22 protein-coding genes are annotated in these 19,591 nt (G+C 57.5%); 15 read left to right on the top strand and 7 right to left on the bottom strand.

Translation table 11 applies throughout. The features are described 5' to 3' along the window. From QP990_RS05050 to dhaM, 4 genes are all read left to right on the top strand, one after another. Window positions 1–293 (top strand): hypothetical protein (locus QP990_RS05050; protein WP_284798568.1); only part of this gene is annotated, 293 nt, incomplete at its 5' end. Window positions 294–863: 570 nt separating this feature from the next. Further along, on the top strand, window positions 864–1,889 hold the full coding sequence (dhaK, locus tag QP990_RS05045) for a dihydroxyacetone kinase subunit DhaK (protein WP_200288983.1): 1,026 nt from the start codon (window positions 864–866) through the stop codon (window positions 1,887–1,889). A 46-nt stretch (window positions 1,890–1,935) separates the two neighbouring features. Further along, window positions 1,936–2,577: a dihydroxyacetone kinase subunit DhaL gene (gene dhaL / locus QP990_RS05040; RefSeq protein WP_200289033.1), complete on the top strand. Its 642-nt coding sequence runs from the start codon at window positions 1,936–1,938 to the stop codon at window positions 2,575–2,577. Then, window positions 2,547–3,239 (top strand): dihydroxyacetone kinase phosphoryl donor subunit DhaM, encoded by a 693-nt coding sequence (gene dhaM / locus QP990_RS05035; protein WP_200288984.1) that lies wholly within the window; start codon window positions 2,547–2,549, stop codon window positions 3,237–3,239. The genes dhaL and dhaM overlap by 31 nt, the downstream gene beginning before the upstream one ends. On the opposite strand, the gene QP990_RS05030 is transcribed toward dhaM, so the two are convergent. The 4 genes from QP990_RS05030 to QP990_RS05015 form a co-directional block, all read right to left on the bottom strand. Further along, complete coding sequence (locus QP990_RS05030; protein ID WP_200288985.1) at window positions 3,236–3,997, bottom strand: SDR family NAD(P)-dependent oxidoreductase; 762 nt, start codon at window positions 3,995–3,997, stop codon at window positions 3,236–3,238. The two genes, dhaM and QP990_RS05030, sit on opposite strands and share 4 nt — an antisense overlap. A gap of 82 nt (window positions 3,998–4,079) precedes the next feature. Continuing rightward, window positions 4,080–5,048: a DUF979 domain-containing protein gene (locus QP990_RS05025; protein ID WP_200288986.1), complete on the bottom strand. Its 969-nt coding sequence runs from the start codon at window positions 5,046–5,048 to the stop codon at window positions 4,080–4,082. 6 nt (window positions 5,049–5,054) lie between these two features. Beyond that, window positions 5,055–5,771, bottom strand: a complete 717-nt coding sequence (locus QP990_RS05020) for a DUF969 domain-containing protein (protein WP_200288987.1) — start codon at window positions 5,769–5,771, stop codon at window positions 5,055–5,057. A gap of 94 nt (window positions 5,772–5,865) precedes the next feature. Next, entirely contained in the window at window positions 5,866–6,936 is a 1,071-nt protein-coding gene (locus tag QP990_RS05015; RefSeq protein WP_200288988.1) for a DUF2891 family protein, read from the bottom strand. Window positions 6,937–7,259: 323 nt separating this feature from the next. Between QP990_RS05015 and QP990_RS05010 the strand changes: the two genes are divergently transcribed. The 5 genes from QP990_RS05010 (at window position 7,260) to QP990_RS04990 (ending at window position 11,522) form a co-directional block, all read left to right on the top strand. Continuing rightward, window positions 7,260–8,369, top strand: coding sequence for a sensor histidine kinase (locus QP990_RS05010; protein ID WP_200289034.1), 1,110 nt, complete (start codon window positions 7,260–7,262; stop codon window positions 8,367–8,369). Continuing rightward, window positions 8,366–9,043, top strand: a complete 678-nt coding sequence (locus QP990_RS05005) for a response regulator transcription factor (RefSeq protein ID WP_005325032.1) — start codon at window positions 8,366–8,368, stop codon at window positions 9,041–9,043. Before QP990_RS05010 ends, QP990_RS05005 begins: the two co-directional genes overlap by 4 nt. 73 nt (window positions 9,044–9,116) lie before the next feature. After that, window positions 9,117–10,031, top strand: a complete 915-nt coding sequence (locus QP990_RS05000) for an ABC transporter ATP-binding protein (RefSeq protein WP_005325031.1) — start codon at window positions 9,117–9,119, stop codon at window positions 10,029–10,031. Beyond that, window positions 10,028–10,774, top strand: a complete 747-nt coding sequence (locus QP990_RS04995; protein WP_005325030.1) for an ABC transporter permease — start codon at window positions 10,028–10,030, stop codon at window positions 10,772–10,774. Before QP990_RS05000 ends, QP990_RS04995 begins: the two co-directional genes overlap by 4 nt. Window positions 10,775–10,778: 4 nt before the next feature. After that, complete coding sequence (locus tag QP990_RS04990; protein ID WP_005325029.1) at window positions 10,779–11,522, top strand: ABC transporter permease; 744 nt, start codon at window positions 10,779–10,781, stop codon at window positions 11,520–11,522. Between the two features lie 140 nt (window positions 11,523–11,662). Here QP990_RS04990 and QP990_RS04985 read toward each other — a convergent pair whose 3' ends face one another. Further along, window positions 11,663–13,135 (bottom strand): RNA polymerase sigma factor, encoded by a 1,473-nt coding sequence (locus tag QP990_RS04985; protein ID WP_284798562.1) that lies wholly within the window; start codon window positions 13,133–13,135, stop codon window positions 11,663–11,665. Window positions 13,136–13,335: 200 nt separating this feature from the next. Continuing rightward, window positions 13,336–14,094 carry a polyphosphate--glucose phosphotransferase gene (ppgK, locus tag QP990_RS04980; protein ID WP_023021402.1) on the bottom strand — a complete coding sequence of 253 codons (759 nt, stop codon included), beginning with the start codon at window positions 14,092–14,094 and terminating at the stop codon, window positions 13,336–13,338. On the opposite strand from ppgK, the gene QP990_RS04975 reads away from it, so the two are divergent. Then, the gene (locus tag QP990_RS04975) at window positions 14,093–14,980 is read left to right on the top strand and encodes an inositol monophosphatase family protein (protein WP_284798560.1); all 888 of its coding nucleotides are present in this window, start codon (window positions 14,093–14,095) and stop codon (window positions 14,978–14,980) included. The genes ppgK and QP990_RS04975 overlap by 2 nt on opposite strands. A gap of 112 nt (window positions 14,981–15,092) precedes the next feature. Then, window positions 15,093–15,383, top strand: a complete 291-nt coding sequence (locus tag QP990_RS04970; RefSeq protein ID WP_023021404.1) for a DUF4193 domain-containing protein — start codon at window positions 15,093–15,095, stop codon at window positions 15,381–15,383. A 123-nt stretch (window positions 15,384–15,506) separates the two neighbouring features. On the opposite strand, the gene QP990_RS04965 is transcribed toward QP990_RS04970, so the two are convergent. Beyond that, window positions 15,507–16,043, bottom strand: coding sequence for a DUF3093 domain-containing protein (locus tag QP990_RS04965; RefSeq protein ID WP_034655386.1), 537 nt, complete (start codon window positions 16,041–16,043; stop codon window positions 15,507–15,509). A gap of 64 nt (window positions 16,044–16,107) precedes the next feature. Here QP990_RS04965 and dut point away from each other — a divergent pair, with 64 nt between their 5' ends. The 4 genes from dut to QP990_RS04945 all read left to right on the top strand — a co-directional run bounded on the left by dut (window position 16,108) and on the right by QP990_RS04945 (window position 19,539). Continuing rightward, window positions 16,108–16,581 (top strand): dUTP diphosphatase, encoded by a 474-nt coding sequence (gene dut / locus QP990_RS04960; RefSeq protein WP_284798558.1) that lies wholly within the window; start codon window positions 16,108–16,110, stop codon window positions 16,579–16,581. A 48-nt stretch (window positions 16,582–16,629) separates the two neighbouring features. Beyond that, window positions 16,630–17,577, top strand: a complete 948-nt coding sequence (locus QP990_RS04955) for a DUF3710 domain-containing protein (RefSeq protein ID WP_284798557.1) — start codon at window positions 16,630–16,632, stop codon at window positions 17,575–17,577. A 107-nt stretch (window positions 17,578–17,684) separates the two neighbouring features. Next, a complete protein-coding gene (locus QP990_RS04950; RefSeq protein WP_396127273.1) occupies window positions 17,685–18,323 on the top strand; it encodes a DUF3159 domain-containing protein in 639 nt (212 codons plus the stop codon). Next, on the top strand, window positions 18,316–19,539 hold the full coding sequence (locus tag QP990_RS04945; protein ID WP_284798556.1) for a class I SAM-dependent RNA methyltransferase: 1,224 nt from the start codon (window positions 18,316–18,318) through the stop codon (window positions 19,537–19,539). Before QP990_RS04950 ends, QP990_RS04945 begins: the two co-directional genes overlap by 8 nt. Window positions 19,540–19,591 lie beyond the last annotated feature (52 nt).

Below are 19,591 nucleotides of genomic sequence, written 5' to 3'. Positions count from 1 at the left end.
AATCCTCGGCGGCGCAACCCCACGTGAAATACTTAACGAACTATTCAAGCGTGGCGCATCCACCGCTTGATTCCGCCGGTGGCGATTGGTCTTATTTGTGCGAGTGTTTAGCTAAAATGTATGCATGTTGCGGCGAGGTTTTCGTGGTGGAGGGCGAGGCGAAGGTTGCGCGCGAGCTTGCCGAAAAACAGGGACCTAACTCGTACACCACGCTAACGGACGCAACCATTCTGAACAGTTCGAAATATCTATTTGGGCTAGTCATTGAACAGAATTTCCATGCTCGAAATTAGGCGTTTCTAGGGCTTCTCTAGAGGAATGAGTACTGGTTTCGCATTCGAGAAGTAGGGGGTGGTGAATCCGTGGATCGGTGAAGTTTAGTTGGGTCCTTTGTCTGGGGCTGGGGAGGTTGGTGATGTCGGCTGATCCCTCGCTATCAAAGTCCCAGTGGCAAACTCGCACATAGTCTTTTTGAATGATTGCTCAGATTCTTAACGCTGGCTTTGTCTCCGGTGTGGAATCTGGGCGTGATCGCCGCTTTAATTTCGGGGGCATTTTATAGTCAACGTCATAGAATGGTCTGGCGTGATGGCTGGCTTCCTGATCGTGCTACTGTGAACTTCGTCAAAATCCCGCTTGGGTACTGGGAATCAAATAACTTTGCCGCGTGTCGAAAATCGAAGGAATGACCTTCAAGGGAATCTGCAGCGTGTCCATTTTCGCGCGGGCGTCCACGATGGGTGACTTAGATTGCTTTACTTGCTGTGGTGTGATGTAGATGGCATTTCGCGTACGTGGTGTGTGTAGGCTTGGGTTTGTTATGGCCAGTGTGGTTTGGGCTTAATGGGTCGCTGCACTGGGGTTTGGAAAACTCCAAGGAGAGACGTGATGAAAAGCTCATCAACTCACCGGAAAACGTAGTGGCGGAGTCTGTGGAGGGCTTCGCGCTGGCACACGGCGACATCGTCAAGCGCTTTACTGAGCCGCTGTTTGTGGCGCGTGCGCAGAAGAAGGAACAGGGCAAGGTTGCGATTGTCTCTGGTGGTGGCTCAGGCCATGAGCCGCTCCACGCCGGCTTCGTGGGCCATGGCATGTTGGATGCGGCGGTGCCAGGCGCGATGTTTACGTCGCCGACGTCGGATGCGATCCAGGCGGGGACCGACGAGGTCCATGCGGGTGCGGGTGTGCTCTACATCGTGAAGAACTACACCGGCGATGTCCTCAATTTCGATACCGCGGCTGAGTTGGCGGAGTTCGATGACATTGAGGTTGGTCAGGTCATCGTAGATGATGACGTCGCGGTGGAGGATTCCAACTACACCGCAGGCCGTCGTGGCGTAGCAGGCACGTTACTCGTGGAGAAGCTGGCAGGTGCAGCCGCTGAGCGCGGCGATGATCTAGCTGCTGTCACGGCAGTGGCGAAGAAGGTCGTGGAGAACACCGCGACCATGGGCGCAGCACTGAATGCTTGCACCGTGCCGCACGTGGGCAAGCCTTCCTTCGACCTGGCAGACGATGAAGTCGAGCTCGGCGTGGGCATCCACGGTGAGCCGGGCCGTAAGGAGATCCCGTTGGTCTCCGCGGACGACGTAACTGACCACCTCATGGAGCCGATTCTTGCCGACCTGAAGTTGGCAGAAGGCGAGCGAACCATCGTCGTCGTCAATGGCATGGGTGCCACCCCGGCATCGGAGCTCTACGTGGTCTACCGCCGAGTAGCTCAGCGCCTAGAAGAAGCGGGCGTGACTATTGAACGCTCCCTCGTAGGTAACTTCGTAACGAGCCTCGACATGGCGGGCTGCTCTGTCACGGTCATGCGCGCCGACGATAAAGACATCGAGTTGTTCGATGCACCATGCCATACCGCCGCACTACGCCAAGGAGAATAACGTGACTTCTGTTGAAACTTTGAACACCGAATGGGCCCTGGCATGGATGAAGGGCTGCACCGAGCAGGCCCACGAGCACCGCGAGGAGCTTATTGAGCTTGACCGCGTCATCGGCGATAACGACCATGGCGAAAACGTGGACCGTGGTTTCCGTGCTGTCGTTGAGAAGCTTGAAACAGATGCTCCCGCAAGCATCGTGGATGTGCTGAAGCTGACGGCCAAGACCCTGATGTCCACCGTCGGCGGTGCATCTGGTCCGCTTTTGGGAACTGCATTCCTGCGCGCTGTTAAGTCAGTCGGCGGTGAAGCGCTTGATGGCGCTGGCGCGGCCGCACTCATTGAGGCGGCACTCGAGGGCATCACCACCCGCGGCAAGGCTCAAGAAGGGGAGAAGACCATGGTTGATGCGTGGGCGCCGGCGGCGCGTGCTGCCCGCGAACAGGCTGATGCCGGGGCGGGAGTTGCCGACGTTCTGCACGCGGCAGCCGAAGCCGCAGCCGAAGGCGCCGAAGCAACCATCCCACTCGTTGCAACCAAGGGCCGTGCTTCCTACTTGGGTGAGCGCTCTGCTGGCCATAAGGATCCGGGTGCTGCTTCGACCGCGCTGTTTATCGCTGCAGCTGCTGACGCTGCTTCTGCTAAAAGGAGGGCTAGGGCATGGCAGAACCGAAAGTGGTCCTGGTCCTAGTTTCGCATTCCGCAAAGCTGGCCGAAGGCCTTGCTGAGCTGGCTGGGCAGATGGCCACTGACGTGCGTATTGCAGCCGCGGGTGGTCTGGAGTCCGGTGAAATCGGAACCTCGTATGACCTCATCGAGACGGCTATTAATGACCTGCTCGGTGAAGGCCTCGCAGTTGTTGTTCTCACCGACTTAGGTTCGGCAACGATGACCGTTGAGTCGGTGCTGGAGTTCCTTGACGATGAGCCGGTGAAGTTCGTGGACGCGCCGCTCGTGGAGGCTGCTATTGCTGCGGCTACTGCGGCACAGCAAGGTGACGACCTTGACGCAGTTGCCGTTGCTGCCGAGCGCGCCATCGAGGTGTTCGTGCAAAAGCAAGCGAAAGAAAACTCTGGTGACGCTGCAGCCGATTCTTATGAGCGCAGTGTGACAGTAGCAGATGCTTCTGGTTTGCACGCGCGACCGGCTGCCAAGATTGCTGAGATGGCTGCCGAAGCAGAAGAAGACCTTTTCATCGCTTTTGACGGTGAGAAGGCCGATGCAGATTCCGCCATGATGCTGATGTCCTTGGGCGCTGCCCAAGGCGACACTGTGACGATCATTGGCAATTCAGTGGATAAGCCGATTGTCGACAAAATCGCTGATGCCATTGCGGATGGTCTTGACAACTAGGCCGACAGCACCTGGTAGATGAGCTTGGCCTCGCGGTCGGGCACCATGTTGCGGGCTACGCGGGCTGCCTTGTCTTGGGCGCCGACGCCCCAGTGGAGGCGGCCTTTGTCCCAGCAGTTCTTGGCGTTGGCGGCGCGCCAGATGGCTTGCGCGACGTCGTCTGGCGTGAGGTTTACGCCGAGGCGTGTGACGGTTTTGGACTTGACGTCGGAGATGGGTGTCTTTGCCCATAGGGGGTTGATGTCGAGCACGCGGATCTTGTCGCGGCGCCACTCGAGGTCGAGGGTTTCGGTCATGGACTGGACGTAGGCCTTGGTGGCAGCGTAGACGCCGACGTCGGGGATGCCGTAGCAGCCGGCGATGGAGGCGATGTTGATCAGCTGCGAGCCGGGAGTCTTCTTCAGATAGGGGTAAGCAGCGCGTGCGCCGAGGGTAACGCCTAATGCGTTGACGTCGATGACGGCGCGGATGCGCGCGGGTTCGCTTTCCGCGATGGTGGCGGAGTCGATGATGCCGGCGTTGTTGTCGAGGATGTCGAGCCTGCCGCCGGTGAGTTTGGTGAACTCGGATAGGGCAGCGTCCCAGGACTCTGGTTTGGTTACGTCAAGCCCGTAGAAGGTGATGCCGTCACCGAGGATCGAATCGTCGGCTGGTGGGCGGAGATCGCCCAGTCCGACGATGTAGCCTTCATTGCGGAATACGCGGGCTACGGCGAGACCGAAGCCGCCGCAGCCGCCGGAGATAAAAATCGACTTCATTCCGCAATGCTAACTGTTTCCTAAGTCATAGGAAAGAGTTTTGTAGGCCGATGTCTGTGTTCTCTTTTGTGGCTTTGGCTGGCTAGAAGGCGAATACTCGCATCATGATTGTGATGACCACCAGCATGATGATTGCGGTGGGGATCTGCGCGATGATCGGGCCGTACTTGTTCTTCATCTGCAGGAGTGCAGCCGGGACGATGTTGAAGTTCGCCGCCATTGGGGTACACAGCGTGCCGCAGAAACCAGCCAACATGCCCATTGCGAAGATCGCCGCAGGGTTGCCATCGAAGTTCTCAACGAGGACTGGCCAGCCGATGGCAGCCGTCATGATGGGGAACGCGGCGAAGGCGTTGCCCATGACCACGGTGAACAGTGCGTTGCCCAAGCAGTACGCGATGACGCTCCAGAGCAGGGCGTCCTGCGGAATGACGGCGCCGATGACGTCAGCGACTGCAGTGCCGACACCGGCCTTGGTAAACAGCGTGCCGAGAGTGGAGAGCATCTGAGGCAGGAGTGCTGCCCAGCCGATGGCCTCAAGCAGGCGGGTGCCCTCCGAGAGAGGAACCGACGGCGACTTCGGGCGCAGAACAATGAAGACGACGATGAGACCGACGATGGCGCCGATGCCCAAGCCCGTCAAAGTCGCGGAACCTTCCGCGAGGAGCGGCTCGCCGCCTACCTTCAGCTTTGGTCCGAGCACTGCCACGATGACTGTGACCAGTGGAACGGTCAGAGCCGGGATGAAGAGCTTGTTGCCAAAGCGCTGTGCCAGCGCCGCGCGTTCTTTCCCAGAGGTGGTCTTTTCTTCACCCATTCCGAGTCCGTTGAAGCCGGCAATCAATGCCATGACAAGAACCGCGAGGCCGAGAATCCACGCTGGGGCGGTCTTGGCCTGGACGAAAGTGCCGTACATAAACGAGACACCAAGCAGACCCCAGAAGATGCTGCTGAGTGCTTTCTTGTCGTGCTTGGGGTTGGTGGCAATCAGAATGGAAACCGCAATGAAAAAGGCGCCAATGAGCCAGTACAGCCATTCATTAGTAATCATCTTGAGTTAAGCCTCTTTCGGGGTAGCGGATTCGTTTGGAATCGAAGGTGCCGATTTTTCCATCGCTTTCAGCTTGGAATCGATGCGCAACAGGCGGGTGCCGTGAACAAGGAATGCAACAACGGCAACAGGCAGAGCCCACAGAGCGAGTTCGATTGGCTCCAGCGCAACGTTGTAGTTGGTATCCACGAAGGAGGTGATCAACAGAATCGAACCGACGGCGACGAATGCGTCCTCGCCGAAGAACAAGCCCACCGTGTCAGCAGAGGACGAATAAGCCTTGAGCTTCTCCTTTGCTTTCTCGGACAGAGGATTGCCGACGCGCTGTTCCTCCGCGCCCTGTGCCATTGGGTAGATGAGCGGACGAACGGTCTGTGCTGGTCCGGCGATGGACTGGATGCCGAGAGCGGCGGTGATCTGGCGAATGAGCATGTAGAGCGCCAAAATGCGTCCTGCGGTGAGCTTCTTGAGCTTGGCAATAAGCGTCTTTGCTTGCTCCTGCAGGCCGAAGCGTTCGATTGTGCCGATGATAGGCAGCACGAGCGCGAAGGTAGTCACGGAGCGCGAGCCGGCAAAGCCTTCGCCGAAGATATTCAGAATATCCATCGGGCTAATGCCGCCGATGACTGCGGTTACGATGCCGGAAACGGTGACCACAAGCAGTGGGTTGATGCGCAACGCGAAGCCGATAACGACCAGCGCTACGCCGATGAGTACGTACATGGGTTTCCTCTATTGATTTCTGAGGGGAGAAAAGTAAACAAGAACCTCGATGGTGAGGTAGCCGTTGGTATGGAAGGCAGATGGTGGCTGCAGGCTACTGGCGTGCCCACGGGTGAGCGACGTTCAGGCGCTCGGCTTCCAGGTGTGCTTCCCAAGCGAAGGTGGCAAGCCAGTGTGAAGACATGTAGTCACCGGTGATTGCGGCTTCGAGGCCTGGCGCGAGAAGCTCGGCGCTGCGCTCGCGGATGGTGTGCGCGAGTTCTGGGTGCGTATCCTTCGTAGCTTCGAAAATGCGCAGCGCGCTAGCCAGGACAGTCATGCCAAGGCCGTAGAGGTGGACCTGGTATCCGTCGGTTGGATCAAAAACCCGTGCAGGCTTCAGGATGCACGAATCGGCATCCAAGCGTGCCAGGAAGCCCTCTGCCCAGATCGCGAACTCGGCGTCGTCAAGCACGTCGAGCATCAGGTCTGCCTCGCACAGGCCAGGGGAGAGGAAGTCCTGTCCGCTGCGCTCCTGCTCGAACTCCCAGGCCTTGTCTTCGGCGAAGAATTTCTTTGCAGTCGCAAGGATTTCCTCCACAACATCCTCGCGGCCCAGCTCCTTCGCCGCCTTCATGATCCGCTTCAGGCCGAACGCGGTGTTGGTGTGCAGGCCGTGGCGGACTGGCTCGGAGGCTTTGCCCAGCCAAGACAAGGTGTTGTCGAATACGGCATCGGCCAGTGGGGCTACGCCCTCGGCCAGGGCCTGGAGCTCGACTACTGGGGAGAACTTAAGCTCGGATGCCAGCTGTACTGCCCATGCCCAGCCGTATGGGCGCTCCCAAGTCGGGTTAGCGGGCAGGTAGTCAGCCTCGGTCTTGATGTTCTCCGCGCTCAGGTGGTCCTCGAGGATGCGCAATGCCTCAGCGCGCCAAGCGCCGGAAGCATCCTCGTCGGAGGAAAGGAGGCTGGAAAGCAGCCAGTGCATGTGGACGCTCGAGTGCCAGTCGAAGGAGTTACCGAAGCTCGGGTGGAGCTCATTCGGAGCCTTATTATCGCTGCTCGAGGTCTGCACATGATGGGAAGCGTATGGGTAGATACGCGTGACGTTATCGATGGCAACTTGGGCAAGCTGCGCTACCGGAGAATCAGAGTGGTGCTCAGCGTCATGAGTAACTGCGTTCACGAGCGTTCCTTTCAGGTTGTTCTACAATGTTGCTCGTGTCACAGTATCCCAAGCTGCCAGCTTGTGTCTCAGATTACATGCGATGAAATTCAATTAACTTTTGGTTAGTAGAAGTGGGGGTGCTTTTTTAAAAGGTAGATGCGTATTCGTGCCCCAGAGCGGGGCGCAGTTTTCCTACCTTTGGCTTCCCGAATTTGTGGGGAAGGAGGTCTATCTAGACCCGGCCTTGGATAAAAATGGCCGACGGAATCGTACTCAGGCATGACTACTTAACTCGTCGAACCGGATAGCGTAGAGGCGTGGAAGTCTTTTCTGATAGGCGAATGATTCGTGACCTTGCGGTGTCGCTTTTGTGCGGAGCGGCGTCTCTCATCGGTAGGGACCTGATGTCCCGGCCGCTCTTTGACTACCTGATTATCGCCTTGGTCGTGCTAATGCCAATTATAAGCAGGCGGTGGCCGCGCCTGGTGGTCTTCGTTGCATCAATGGTGCTCTTCGCCAGCCTTTTCCAGGTGGAACTCACTGTAGGCATCATAATCCTTGCGGGGCAGGTCGCCTACATTATTCGCCGCAGGCTGGAAGATCCCCTGCGTCGAATAATGACTATAGGGATGCTTGCTGCGGACTTTATCGGCGTATTTTGGGTGAGCCAAACGGTACAGGAAGCAGCACAGGATATTGCACGGCGCCTTTTCGTCGTGGGCTGGAGCCTACTGGTCCTTGCGGTATGCATGCTTGTGGGTGAACTGCGTAGGAGAGCAAAGGAAGAACGCACACGGGAGATTTCGCGTGCTCTAGAGAAACAACGCCTGGAATTCGAGAAAAGCTCGACGGAACAACGGGCGTTTATCGCACGTGAGATCCATGACGTCGTCACGCACTCGCTATCGGTCATAGTTGCCCAGGCCGATGGGGCGCTCTACACCAAAGACACGGAAGCGCAAGAAGAAGCTTTGAAGTCTATTTCCCGCGTGGGAAGGACCTCTTTGAGGGAGATGCGGGGAGTCGTGGGCTTGCTGCGCACAGGGGAAAAGCGCGGCACTCAACCGATGGCGGGATTCGGTGATCTTCCAGAACTCATTAACAGCGTTAGAAGCGCTGGCATTGCTGCGGGATATCGCTGCACAGGAACGCCACCTGAAGAACTTTCCGCCGCGACGTCACTAAGTCTGTACCGAATTGTCCAAGAGGCTTTGACCAATGCGAACAAACATGGTGGCGGGCAAGCGGACGTACTAGTCGAATGGCTTGAAGGTATCGTCCGCCTTGAGGTGCGCAATGGATATATGGGTGATGCTCGAGGCGAGGGACATGGCATTGCTGGCATGAAGGAACGAGCGGAATTGGTTGGAGGAACCTTCCAACAGCGCAGTGATGCTGGCACATGGATAGTAGAAGCAGAGTTACCCACCGTAGGAGGAAGTAAGCAATGAAAGTCGGATTGGTAGACGACCAGGTTCTCTTCCTGCACGGGATTGCCCAGATCATTAGTTCGCAGCCAGACATGGATGTTATCTGGCAAGCAAACGATGGCGAAGATGCGCTGACCCAATGCGCGGCCACGCCTGCTGATGTGGTGCTCATGGATGTACAGATGCCTGTCCGCGATGGAATTAGCGCCACTGCTGAGATCGCATCCACTCTTCCAGAGACGAAGGTCATCATTCTGACAACCTTCGATGACGAAGACTATGTAGTAGCCGGGCTGCGAGCAGGAGCGAGTGGCTTCGTGCTCAAGGACGCAGAGCCAGAGGAGCTACTAAGCGCGTTGCGCACTGTCTATCGCGGAGACGCGGTAATCTCACCCCGCGCCACTAAGCGCCTTGTCCACAGTATGAGGGATGATTCCACGGACACGCTGAGTATTAGCGGCGCAGACCGTCGGGTACTTGAATCGCTGACTGCCCGTGAACAAGAAATCCTTGAAGCAATCGGGATGGGATGGTCAAACACAGAGATATGTGAGCGGATGTTCATCTCTATGCCGACCGTCAAGACGCACGTTGGACGAGTGCTCGCCAAGACGAGTTCTAGGGACCGTGTACACGCAGCCCTTTTCGCCTATCGCACAGGAGTTGTCTCCCGTGCTGACCTGCTTAGCTCCTAATACCCCGGTATGACTCGCAAAATCGTGCCTCGCGGCGATGTGCGGCGTAGGCGCGCCGGGCAACGATTGAGTTATGAGCACAGAATATGTTGTCGAAACTCAGGGTTTGACCAAGGAATATAAGGGATTCAAGGCCGTCGACGGCCTTGATATGGCAATCGGCCCCGGTGTCGTTCACGGTTTGTTGGGGCCGAATGGTTCGGGCAAGTCCACGACCATGAAAATGCTTTTGGGTCTGGCAAAGCCGACTGAGGGAAGCATCAGTTTGTTCGGCGAGCCTTTCGGGCCTAAGACGCGCAGCCGGGCCTTGGCCCGCACCGGCTCGCTCATCGAGCAGCCTTCGGCCTATTTGCACCTCACCGGGCGAGAGAACTTGCGCATCGCTGCGCGGCTTCTACGCGCTGAGGCAGAAGACGTCGATCGCGCAGTGCACCTCGTGCGGCTGGAAAAGCAGCTGGACAAGCAAGTAGCGAACTATTCCTTGGGCATGAAGCAGCGCCTCGGCATCGCAATGGCTATGATTCGTAACCCGCAGCTTCTGATCCTTGATGAACCAACGAACGGTCTTGACCCTGCCGGCATCGAAGAGATTCGCAATCTCATCGTCAGCCTCGCTGCCGATGAGGGGCGAACGGTATTGGTTTCGAGCCACCTTCTCTCGGAAATCGAAAAGATGGCTAGTGAGCTGACCATTATCAATCGCGGGCAGTTGCTCTTCCAAGGTACAAAGCAGGAGCTTTTCCATTCCCAGCCGCCTGAAGTCTTTATCGAAACCCCGAACCCCGAGGAAGCGGCGCAAGCACTCGCGGGTATCTCAGTGCGCTTTGTAGAAGGTGGCATTCGGGTCCCGAACTTAAGCGAGCGCGACGTCGCGGGGGCTTGTACGCAGCTCGTCAACCATGGCGTGCCCATCTACCAGGTGCTAAGAACGCACCGCAGTCTCGAAGAGATCTTCATTTCGATTACGGGACGAGGTGGCTTGCAATGATGTTGCAGAATGAATATGCCAAGATGCGGCATACCCGGATGCTGCCGCTAGCCCTTGCTGTCACGCTCGCCATCGTTGCCTTTTCCAGTATGAATCTGGTGGGTGAGCACACCGCCGAACAATTTCAGCAAGATCCGCATAGTCAATGGGGCGGACATCTCCTTGGTTACATCATGGTGACGGCCTTCCTCACTCCGGTGCAGGTGGCATTGCTAGCCAGCCGCGCAGCCGATGTAGAGCATCTCCACGGCGGCTGGCGGCTTAATTCCATCGCCGGATACCGCCGCGGTGGTCTGCTCCGCGCGAAGTTCGCAGCTTTAGCCCTTGTCCTAGCCGCAGTAAAGGTAGTTGAATTGCTCGCGGTCTTGACCACTCCATTCTTCCTTGGCGCACAGTCGATTGATTCACCCGGCACATGGGTTCTCACAGCAGCTGGTCTATATGGAACCTCGTGCGCACTGATGGCGATTTTCTTGTGGCAGGCAGCACGCGTGGAATCCCAGCTCGTGGTGCTCAGCACTGGGGTAGTAGGCGGCTTCCTCGGTGTGGCAGGAATGCTTTCTCCAACCGCGGTCACGCTCATTAATCCCTTCGGTTACTACGCAGTCTTATCCCCATTTACCTTCCGCCCCGAAGGCCTGGTGAGCATCGAACCACTGTGGATTCCATGGGCACTGTTCATCGCCGTTGTAACCGTCATCTTCACCGTGCTTTGTCGCACGCTTGACTCCCAGGAGGAATAAGTTCATGTTTGCTATCGACCTGCTGAAATTTCGACGCTCCTACGTATGGGCTGTCATCTTCCTCGTGCCGTCTATAGCAGTCGGCATTGGTGCCGCGAATTATCACGCTAACTTGGCGTCACTTAATGCCGGATGGGCAAGCTATCTTTCCCAAGCAACGCTGTTCTACGGCTTAATCTTTATGACTGTGGGAGTGGCCATCATCGCTGCAGCTGCCTGGCGCCTGGAACACCGCAACCACAATTGGAACACTATTTTGACCTCACCGCGCTCGGCGGGAGAAGTAGTCGCGGCCAAGCTTTTCTCCATCATGGTCCTCATCGCGCTAATGCAGACGGTGTTCATCGCGCTGGCCTTAGGCATTGGACGCGGCTTAGGAATACAGGGAGAGATTTCGCCTCTCAACTTGAGCGCGCTGTTCTTAGCAATCATCCCGGCGTTCGCAGTCGGGGCCTGGCAATCCTTTTTCTCGATGATCTTTCGCAGCTTTGCCACGCCCGTGGCGATTTCACTTGTGGGCGCGATTGTCTCAGTTGGAATTCTCTATAGCGGTATTCGGCTCATCCCGATGCTGCTGCCACCGGCTATGGTTACGTCGACGATTTCGCTCGGCAGTACCGCCTTCGGCGCAGATGATACTCCTGATGTGCGCGGTATCGCGTTCAGGATGGCTGTTTCTATCTGTTTCGTCATCGGAGCTTGGATTGCATCTGTTGCCTGGCTGCGAACCCATGACGTTAAGGCTTAGGACTCATCCTTGGGACTCTTGCTTGTGCCACAGATGCAAAATGCCCTCGCGTCCCTCCGCACCTTAGAGCTAACGGGGGAGGCGAGGGCGGCGTCGGCAAGCGTGTGCGTCTTGTCGCTTGCCTTGGCAAGCTTGGCCTCTTAGTCGAGGTAATCGCGCAGTACCTGGGAACGAGAGGGGTGGCGCAGCTTCGACATGGTCTTGGACTCGATCTGGCGAATGCGCTCGCGGGTAACGCCGTAGACTTGGCCGATTTCGTCTAAAGTGCGCGGCATGCCATCGGTCAGTCCGAAGCGCAGGCGCACCACACCGGCTTCGCGCTCGGAGAGGGTGGTGAGCACGTCCTGGAGCTGATCCTGCAGGAGGGTGAAGGAGACGGCATCGACCGCGATAACGGCTTCGGAGTCCTCGATGAAGTCACCTAACTGGGAGTCGCCTTCGTCGCCGATGGTCTGATCCAAGGAAATGGGCTCGCGGGCGTACTGCTGGATTTCGAGCACCTTTTCCTCGGTGATATCCATCTCCTTTGCCAGCTCCTGCGGGGTAGGCTCGCGGCCCAAGTCCTGCAGCAACTCGCGTTGGATACGGCCCAGCTTGTTGATGACTTCCACCATGTGGACCGGGATGCGGATGGTGCGGGCCTGATCAGCCATGGCGCGAGTAATGGCCTGGCGGATCCACCAGGTGGCGTAAGTGGAGAACTTATAGCCCTTGGTGTAATCGAACTTCTCCACCGCGCGGATAAGGCCCAAGTTGCCTTCCTGGATGAGATCCAAGAAAGCCATGCCACGGCCGGTGTAGCGCTTGGCCAAGGAAACCACCAGACGCAGGTTGGCCTCCAGTAGGTGGTTCTTGGCCTTGCGGCCATCGCGGGCGATGCTGCGCAGGTCGCGCTTTTCCATGGGGGAGAGCTTGGCAGCCTTATCGCCTTCGGCGCGGGCTTTTTCCATCTCATCCATGCGGTGCTGTGCGTACAGGCCAGCCTCGATGCGCTTGGCTAGGGAAACCTCTTGCTCGGCGTTGAGCAGGGCGACCTTACCAATCTGCTTGAGGTAGGCACGAACGGAGTCAGCAGAGGCAGTCAGCTGCGCATCCTTGCGTGCCTGGCGCAGTGCAGCGGATTCTTCCTCGTCCCAGACGGAGGAGGAGTCTTCCTCTTCTTCCTCATCGTCGTCGTCCAAGTCCTCTTCGAGGTCATCGTCCTCGAGGTCTTCGCCGGCGTCGAAGTCATCATCGTCTTCGATGTCCGCATTGGTGGGATCGAAGTCGACGTCTTCGTCGTGCTCGTCCTCCTCGAGCTCCTCTTCTGCTTCCGGCTGTGCCTGCTTTTCGGACTCGGCTGGGGATTCCTGCTTCTTTGCCGCGGATTTGCGGACCGTCTTTTTCGTGGCCTTTTTCGCAGACTTCTTAGTGGTCTTCTTGGCCGACTTTTTGGCGGTCTTCTTCGCAGTCTTTTTGGCTGTTTTCTTAGCGGTCTTCTTGGCCGTCTTTTTAGCCGTCTTCTTCGCGGTTTTCTTTGCCGTCTTCTTGGCGGTCTTCTTTGCAGGAGTAGATGCCCCGGCGGCGTTTTCGCCCTCGCCGAGTGCCTGGTCTGAAGATTCAGTGGCTGCCACGTACGCCCTTTCGACTTACTTCTTGATTAAAACAGCTCAGTGCGCCCTAGCTGGGCGCTCGTCCATCACTGTGATGTTAACGCGCTGTGGCCTTATGCAGGCCAGACACGCCTTAGAGCTATTTAACTTAGGATCGACCGCCCAGTATAGAGGATCTTTCTACTCTGCCGGTGGATAGGGTCACCAGCAGTGCATAAATTTTATGGTTTCAAGCCCTCTACCGCCGCCATTGCGGCACCAACAATCCCTGCACGATTGCGCAATTGTGCAGGCATGACGGGGGTGGCAATGTCAAGGTGCGGGCCCCACTTTTCAAACTTGCGCGAGATACCACCCCCAATGAGGAAAGCCTGCGGGTTAAAAAGCTTTTCATACTCCGCAAGGACCTTATTTAACCGCTTAGCCCAGTGCTTGTACTTGAGCCCTTCGCGGTCCTTGACGGCCGAAGATGCAATCCTTTCGGCTTCATCATCGCCCACCAGCATGTGCCCTAGCTCGGTATTGGGAAAGAGCTGACCATTCAAGAAGAAGGCCGAACCAATGCCGGTCCCCAGAGTCAAAAAGATTACGGAGCCCTGCTTGGCGATGTCCTCTCCGTAGGCAACCTCGGCTAGTCCCGCCGCGTCGGCGTCGTTAAGCACGGCAAAATCCGCATCCAAGTAATCAGCGAATAGCTCTGTAGCATTAATGCCAATCCATTCCTTGGAAATATTCGCTGCCGTTTCTACCTCTTGGTTGCGGACAACGGAAGGCAGGGTAATGCCTACTGGGCCTTCCCACTGCTTTTCCTGGATGATCTGGGCTACCACCTTGGCAACATCGTGCGGAGTCGATGGCTGCGGCGTGGCGATTTTCATACGCTCGCCCACGAATTCGCCGGTGGCAAGGTCCACCTCTGCGCCCTTAATGCCCGAACCACCGACATCGACGCCAAAAGAATGTCCAGAAAGAGTAGTCATGCCCGACAGTGTAGAAGAAGGCACAATAGTTGGCATGACTGAGCACATCGATTTTCTCCAATTGCGGGATTTTGCCGTCTCTACCGCCACGCGAGCGGCCGAACTAGTTGCCGCCCGGCGCGCAGAGCTTGTCGCCGGTGACGGCATCGCGGCACATACCAGCACCAAGTCCAGTGATGTGGATCCGGTAACTGAGGTCGACACCGCCACAGAGGAATTCATTGCCACCACCATTCGTACCCAACGCCCAGGGGATGGAATCTTTGGGGAAGAAGGCGCCAATGTGGAATCCACCAGCGGTGTTACCTGGATAGTGGATCCGATTGATGGCACCGTAAATTTCCTCTACGGGGTGCCGGATTTTGCAGTTTCTATCGGTGCGGAATATCAGGGGCGCCTGGTAGCTGGCGCGGTGGTCAACGTGGCTCGCGGGCGCACTTATGCAGCCGCGGCCGGTCAGGGCGCCACGGTCACCGGCCCGGACGGGAAGGCGCACCCATTGCAGTGCGCCCACACCAAAAATCCCGCGTTGGCATTGGTAGCCACTGGCTTCGGATACGATGCCCAACGGAGAGCAGCGCAAGCCGAGCTGCTCACCAAGCTCTTGCCCCAGGTACGAGATATTCGCCGCATCGGTGCTGCCGCGCTGGATTTATGTCGCGTAGCTGAGGGCACGGTTGATGCCTACTTTGAGCACGGCATCAATGCTTGGGATTTTGCCGCCGGGGCAGTTATTGCCCGCGAAGCAGGCGCGGTGGTGCACCATCCAGGCTTTGAGAAGGGGTCTGCTCAGGGCGAACTTACCTGGGCCGCGGGGGCAGATTTGGCCCCCGCCTTTGAGGAACTTTTGGCAGCACACAACGCCACAGGCGCGTTGTGGGGGTAATAGTTTTCCACGCTAACGGCCGGTGAGATGACATCTAGCCATTTGTGCTTTACTATGCGCGATCGATAATTACCCATTCCTTAAAGCAATTTGACCATTAGGGGCGTGCATTATGGCCACCGATTATGACGCACCGCGCCGGCGCGCGGAAGATGAACTCGAAACTGACTCCCTAGAGGGGCTCAAAGCCGCTGAAAGCGACAACAACGGCATGGACGATGACGGAGAAATCGTCGAATCGTTCCAGCCGCCAACAGTTGACCTTACCGGTGAGGAGCTCAATGTTGAGGTAGTTCCCCGCCAAGAAGACGAGTTTACTTGCGGCTCTTGTTTCCTAGTGCAGTCCAATAAGCGCTATTCCCACGATGAGGATGGCCAGCCTATCTGTAAGGACTGTGCTTAAAGGAAAAATCGCAGCAGTAAAGAAACCCCGCACACGGCAACTTGCTTAAAGCCGAGTGCGGGGTTTGGTGTTGTGGCCGCCTCGAATCTGCCGGTTCGAGGATGCCTACAAAATCTTTAAAATTTAGTGCTGTTCCGGCAGGAAGGCATGGAGTAAAGCTTCTGGGTCCTTCGAAGCGATGAGCCAATAAGGGGTATCGTCCTCAGGATCATTGAGCACCATCATGGCGTGCTCATCCACCCAAGCGTGGGAGACCAAGAACGCCGCGGGATCGAATTGCGGGCCTAGCGCATTACGCCGTGCAGATTTGGGAACCGTGATAGACCGCGAGACCACGTCGTTGGGTAGTTGGGCGTCTTTGACTGAGAGCCAACGCGTTCCGTCTGGGTCACGCTCTACCACGATGACCGTATTGGACCACGTAATAAGTACCCACACGGCGATGGCGCCAAGGAGTATTGCAGGAATAATGGTCCACCACATGGAGCGGTTTAGCCCGGCGGTAGCAGAAGTAAGTGCCACGATGCCGGCGGCAAAAAGCCAAAAGTACCAAGGCACCCATTGGCGTTCGCGGTAGAGCACCTGAGGGGCCATCGTGCCCTGTGCAGAAGCGGAGCTCGACGGTGCCGGAGTTGCGGAAGAAGCAGATGTATCAGACACGTCTAGCTAGTCTAGTCCACACGCACCACAGAATGAACCTGCTAAGGCAGGTAGGATTGGCCAGGTGACTGACTCGTTTCCATATTCTCAGCCAGAAAGCCCTTTCGGCGATATTAAAGTCAAGCGTCTAGACAAGGAGCTTCCGCTGCCGAAACGCGCCCATCGCGGCGACGCCGGTGCGGACCTCTACGCAGCAGAAGCACTTACGTTGCAACCCGGCGAGCGCGCCCTTGTAGGCACCGGGATTGCAATTGCGCTGCCACTAGGAACAGTCGGTTTGATTCATCCACGGTCCGGGTTGGCTGCTAAACAAGGGCTTTCGGTAGTTAATACTCCGGGGACAGTGGATGCTGACTACCGCGGGGAAATCAAAGTCTGCGTTATCAACCATGACCGGCATACCCCTATCGAAATCGAACGCGGAATGCGTATCGCTCAGCTCGTGGTCCAGCGCGTTGAGCTAGTGGGATTTGCTGAGGTCGAAGAATTGGAGGACACGGACCGGGGAGCCGGTGGCTATGGCTCTACCGGCGTGTAGCTAAAGCAATAGAGACTTAACGAAACTTCTAGAAAGGATGTAGCAACCATGGGAATCTGGCCCTTTGGCAAGAAGAACGAGGATGCGAAGAAGGAGCAGGCACAGCCTGCAGCAAAGGGCGAAAAGCCGGCGGGCCCCGAGTCCGTGGATAAAGATGCCCAGGAATCATATCCTCCGGTAGAAGATACCGCAGCCGATGCCGCGGCCGCTTCTGGCAATGAATCACGCGAATTTGCCCATGACGCTATCAACGGTCAGACCGGCCCCTTTGATGGTGACTCCGTAGATATCGAAACTTTCGATTTCAGCGACTTTTCCATCGGCATTTTAGATTTGGGCTCTCTGCGCATCCCACTGCCAAAGGAATCCCAGGTACAAGTAGAAATGGGCGAGCAAGGCCCGCGGATGCTGCACATCGTAACCAAGGTGGGCCGAATTACCCCCGTAGCCTTTGCCGCCCCACGCAAGCCGGGCCAGTGGGCAGAATCCGTCGAGGAGATCAAGGAAGGCATGAGCCGCGATGGTCTCACCGTTACTACCGAGCCAGGCCCGTGGGGTGCTGAGGTCGTGGGTAAAAACGACAATGGCCAGGTTCGCGTCATCGGTGCAGATGGCCCACGGTGGATGCTGCGCATGACGCTGGCCGCACCGGCAGGAATGGAAGCTGACCTGGCAGAAATGGCCCGCGAGATAGCCGCGCGCACCTTTGTCTACCGCGGAGAAGACCCCATCTTGGCCGGAAACGCTTTGCCAGTCATCATGCCCGAGCAGCTCGTAGAGCAAGTCAAGCAGGCCATGGACCAGCGCCAGCAGGAGCAGCAGGCAGCCGCTAATGCCCAGAACCACCCAGAAAACGGCGTTGGCGGTCCAGACCCTGCAGCAGAAGCAGAGGCGGAACAGCACTTGCGCGATTTGGGCGGCACCCCACAGGAGGGGGAGAATGGATCGTCCCCGCAGGACCCCGATGAGGGTTCTGCACCTACTTCCAAAGACTAGGCAAAGCAGTAAACCACGTGACACACTCTTCCTCGCCGCAGTCCTCCCAGGACGCAAAGAACCTTGACGCTAAAGAGTCTCAAGCCGAACCCACCCTATTGGAACAAATGGGTGGGCTATCCGGGCTCGTTTCCGCTACCTTGCCGGTCCTTGTGCTGATTCCAGTCAATAACTTTTTTGGGCTGGGCCCAGCCCTCGCAGCGGCGCTTGGTGTAGCCGTTGCTATCGCTATCTGGAGGGTGCTTCGCAAAGAGACCCTTCAGCCAGCCATTTCGGGGCTTTTGGGCGTCGCTCTGTGTGCGGCAATCGCCTGGTTTACCGGTGATGCCAAAGGGTATTTCTTGTACGGTATCTGGATGTCGTTGGCGCTATGCATTGCCGCCGTACTCTCGATCCTATTGCGGTGGCCCGCGGTGGGCGTTATCTGGAAGGGGATTAACGGCGAGGAAATGCAGTGGCAGAAGATTACCCCAGCGCGCCGGGCCTATGCCATAGCCACCGGTGGGTGGGCGGTAATCTTTCTCGCCCGTTTTATTGTCCAGCGCGCCATCTATGATGCCGATGCAACTACGGCATTGGGAGTTACCAGAATCTTAATGGGATGGCCCCTGACCCTTCTGGTAACGGCGCTTACCGTGTGGATGGTGCGGCGCGCGGACACAGCTGTGGAGGAAGCTACAGGCGCGGGTGAGCGTACACAGGCAGAAACAGAACCACTACAAGAGGCCGAGGTAGAAAATGACTGAACCTACGATTAGCCGGGGCGATATTCTTGAGGTGAGAATTGACCGCATGGCACACGGCGGGGAAGGAATCGGCCAGGCGCCTGATGGGCGAGTGGTATTTGTTCCACGCGCTTTTCCAGGAGACGTCGTTAAGGCTAAGGCCGGCCGAGTCAAGAAGTCGTTCATTAAGGCGGACCTAGACAGTGTAGTGACCCCGGGTGCGCTGCGCGTGCCATCGTCGTGCCCAGCTGCGGAACAAGGAGCAGGCTGCTGCGATTTTGCAGAGCTAGATTCTGCTGCCGAAACTGGCATTAAGGCAGAAATCTTAGCGGAGCAGCTGCGCCGCACTGGCGTTAAAACCAGTGCGGGCCTAGACATTGAACAACACACCCTAGAGCCGGTGAGCGGCTGGCGCACTCGGGTTCGGTGGGGCGTCGACAAGCAAGGGCGTGCTGGAACCCGTGAGCGTCGGTCCAATGAGCTCGTTACGGCAGCCGCCTGTACGCAGCTGGCTCCGGGATTGGCAGACGGCCTCGTCGGAGAAGGCGCACGTCGTTTTACCCCAGGTGCAGAGGTTATTGCTGTTGTCGATGGCGCGGGAAACCGCCATGTAGTAGAAACCCGCAAAGCCCCGCGCGGGCGCCGCGTAGAGACCATCCGTGAGGTGGTAGAAGGCAGCGGCCAAGTGCAAGAACATGTGGGTAGTAGGACGTTTAGCTTCCCCGCCACTGCCTTTTGGCAAGCCCATAGTCAGGCGCCGGCAGCGTATACCCAGCTGGTAACTGAGTGGCTCGGTCAACGTGAGTACCAGGAACGTACCGCCTGGGATCTTTATGGCGGTGTTGGGCTTTTCGTTCCAGCACTGGCCGCAGCCGTGCAGGGCAAGGTCATCTCCGTGGATTATTCGCCAGCGGCAACGGCGGCGGAGCAGCCTTGCCTGGCGGACTGCGATGTGGAACTAAAATCCGCGAAGGTGGAGCAGGTTGCTGCGCAGTTACCTAAACCAGGCGCTGTAGTCCTCGATCCCCCACGCACCGGCGCAGGCAAAGACGTGATTCGTTCCGTGGCGGCCGCTGCACCCCAAGCGGTCGTGCACGTGGGATGTGACCCAGCAACCTTTGCTCGCGATCTGCATTACTGGGACGAACACGGGTACGGGATTGAAAAAATGGCGCTCATTAACGCGTTTCCCGGAACGCATCACTTCGAAACGATTGCGCTCATTACCCCTGCCTAATGCGCTGCATAGGTGCCCAGGCGCGGCCGGGTACGGTGCCGCGCCCTAGCCG

Origin of the sequence: Corynebacterium sp. MSK071 (assembly GCF_030232125.1) — a bacterium.
Lineage (GTDB): Bacteria > Actinomycetota > Actinomycetes > Mycobacteriales > Mycobacteriaceae > Corynebacterium > Corynebacterium kefirresidentii.
The sequence above is the reverse complement of the archived record's forward strand: the minus strand, read 5'-3'. Positions and strand labels throughout refer to the sequence as shown.

What these genes read in the sequence shown, in the direction of transcription:
- dhaL (WP_200289033.1), top strand. Translation starts at nt 1,936, where the DNA reads ATGAAGGGCTGCACCGAGCAGGCCCACGAGCACCGCGAGGAGCTTATT.
- dhaM (WP_200288984.1), top strand. Translation starts at nt 2,547, where the DNA reads ATGGCAGAACCGAAAGTGGTCCTGGTCCTAGTTTCGCATTCCGCAAAG.
- QP990_RS05030 (WP_200288985.1), bottom strand. Translation starts at nt 3,997, where the DNA reads ATGAAGTCGATTTTTATCTCCGGCGGCTGCGGCGGCTTCGGTCTCGCC.
- QP990_RS05025 (WP_200288986.1), bottom strand. Translation starts at nt 5,048, where the DNA reads ATGATTACTAATGAATGGCTGTACTGGCTCATTGGCGCCTTTTTCATT.
- QP990_RS05020 (WP_200288987.1), bottom strand. Translation starts at nt 5,771, where the DNA reads ATGTACGTACTCATCGGCGTAGCGCTGGTCGTTATCGGCTTCGCGTTG.
- QP990_RS05010 (WP_200289034.1), top strand. Translation starts at nt 7,260, where the DNA reads ATGATTCGTGACCTTGCGGTGTCGCTTTTGTGCGGAGCGGCGTCTCTC.
- QP990_RS05005 (WP_005325032.1), top strand. Translation starts at nt 8,366, where the DNA reads ATGAAAGTCGGATTGGTAGACGACCAGGTTCTCTTCCTGCACGGGATT.
- QP990_RS05000 (WP_005325031.1), top strand. Translation starts at nt 9,117, where the DNA reads ATGAGCACAGAATATGTTGTCGAAACTCAGGGTTTGACCAAGGAATAT.
- QP990_RS04995 (WP_005325030.1), top strand. Translation starts at nt 10,028, where the DNA reads ATGATGTTGCAGAATGAATATGCCAAGATGCGGCATACCCGGATGCTG.
- QP990_RS04990 (WP_005325029.1), top strand. Translation starts at nt 10,779, where the DNA reads ATGTTTGCTATCGACCTGCTGAAATTTCGACGCTCCTACGTATGGGCT.
- QP990_RS04975 (WP_284798560.1), top strand. Translation starts at nt 14,093, where the DNA reads ATGCCCGACAGTGTAGAAGAAGGCACAATAGTTGGCATGACTGAGCAC.
- ppgK (WP_023021402.1), bottom strand. Translation starts at nt 14,094, where the DNA reads ATGACTACTCTTTCTGGACATTCTTTTGGCGTCGATGTCGGTGGTTCG.
- QP990_RS04970 (WP_023021404.1), top strand. Translation starts at nt 15,093, where the DNA reads ATGGCCACCGATTATGACGCACCGCGCCGGCGCGCGGAAGATGAACTC.
- QP990_RS04955 (WP_284798557.1), top strand. Translation starts at nt 16,630, where the DNA reads ATGGGAATCTGGCCCTTTGGCAAGAAGAACGAGGATGCGAAGAAGGAG.
- QP990_RS04950 (WP_396127273.1), top strand. Translation starts at nt 17,685, where the DNA reads ATGGGTGGGCTATCCGGGCTCGTTTCCGCTACCTTGCCGGTCCTTGTG.
- QP990_RS04945 (WP_284798556.1), top strand. Translation starts at nt 18,316, where the DNA reads ATGACTGAACCTACGATTAGCCGGGGCGATATTCTTGAGGTGAGAATT.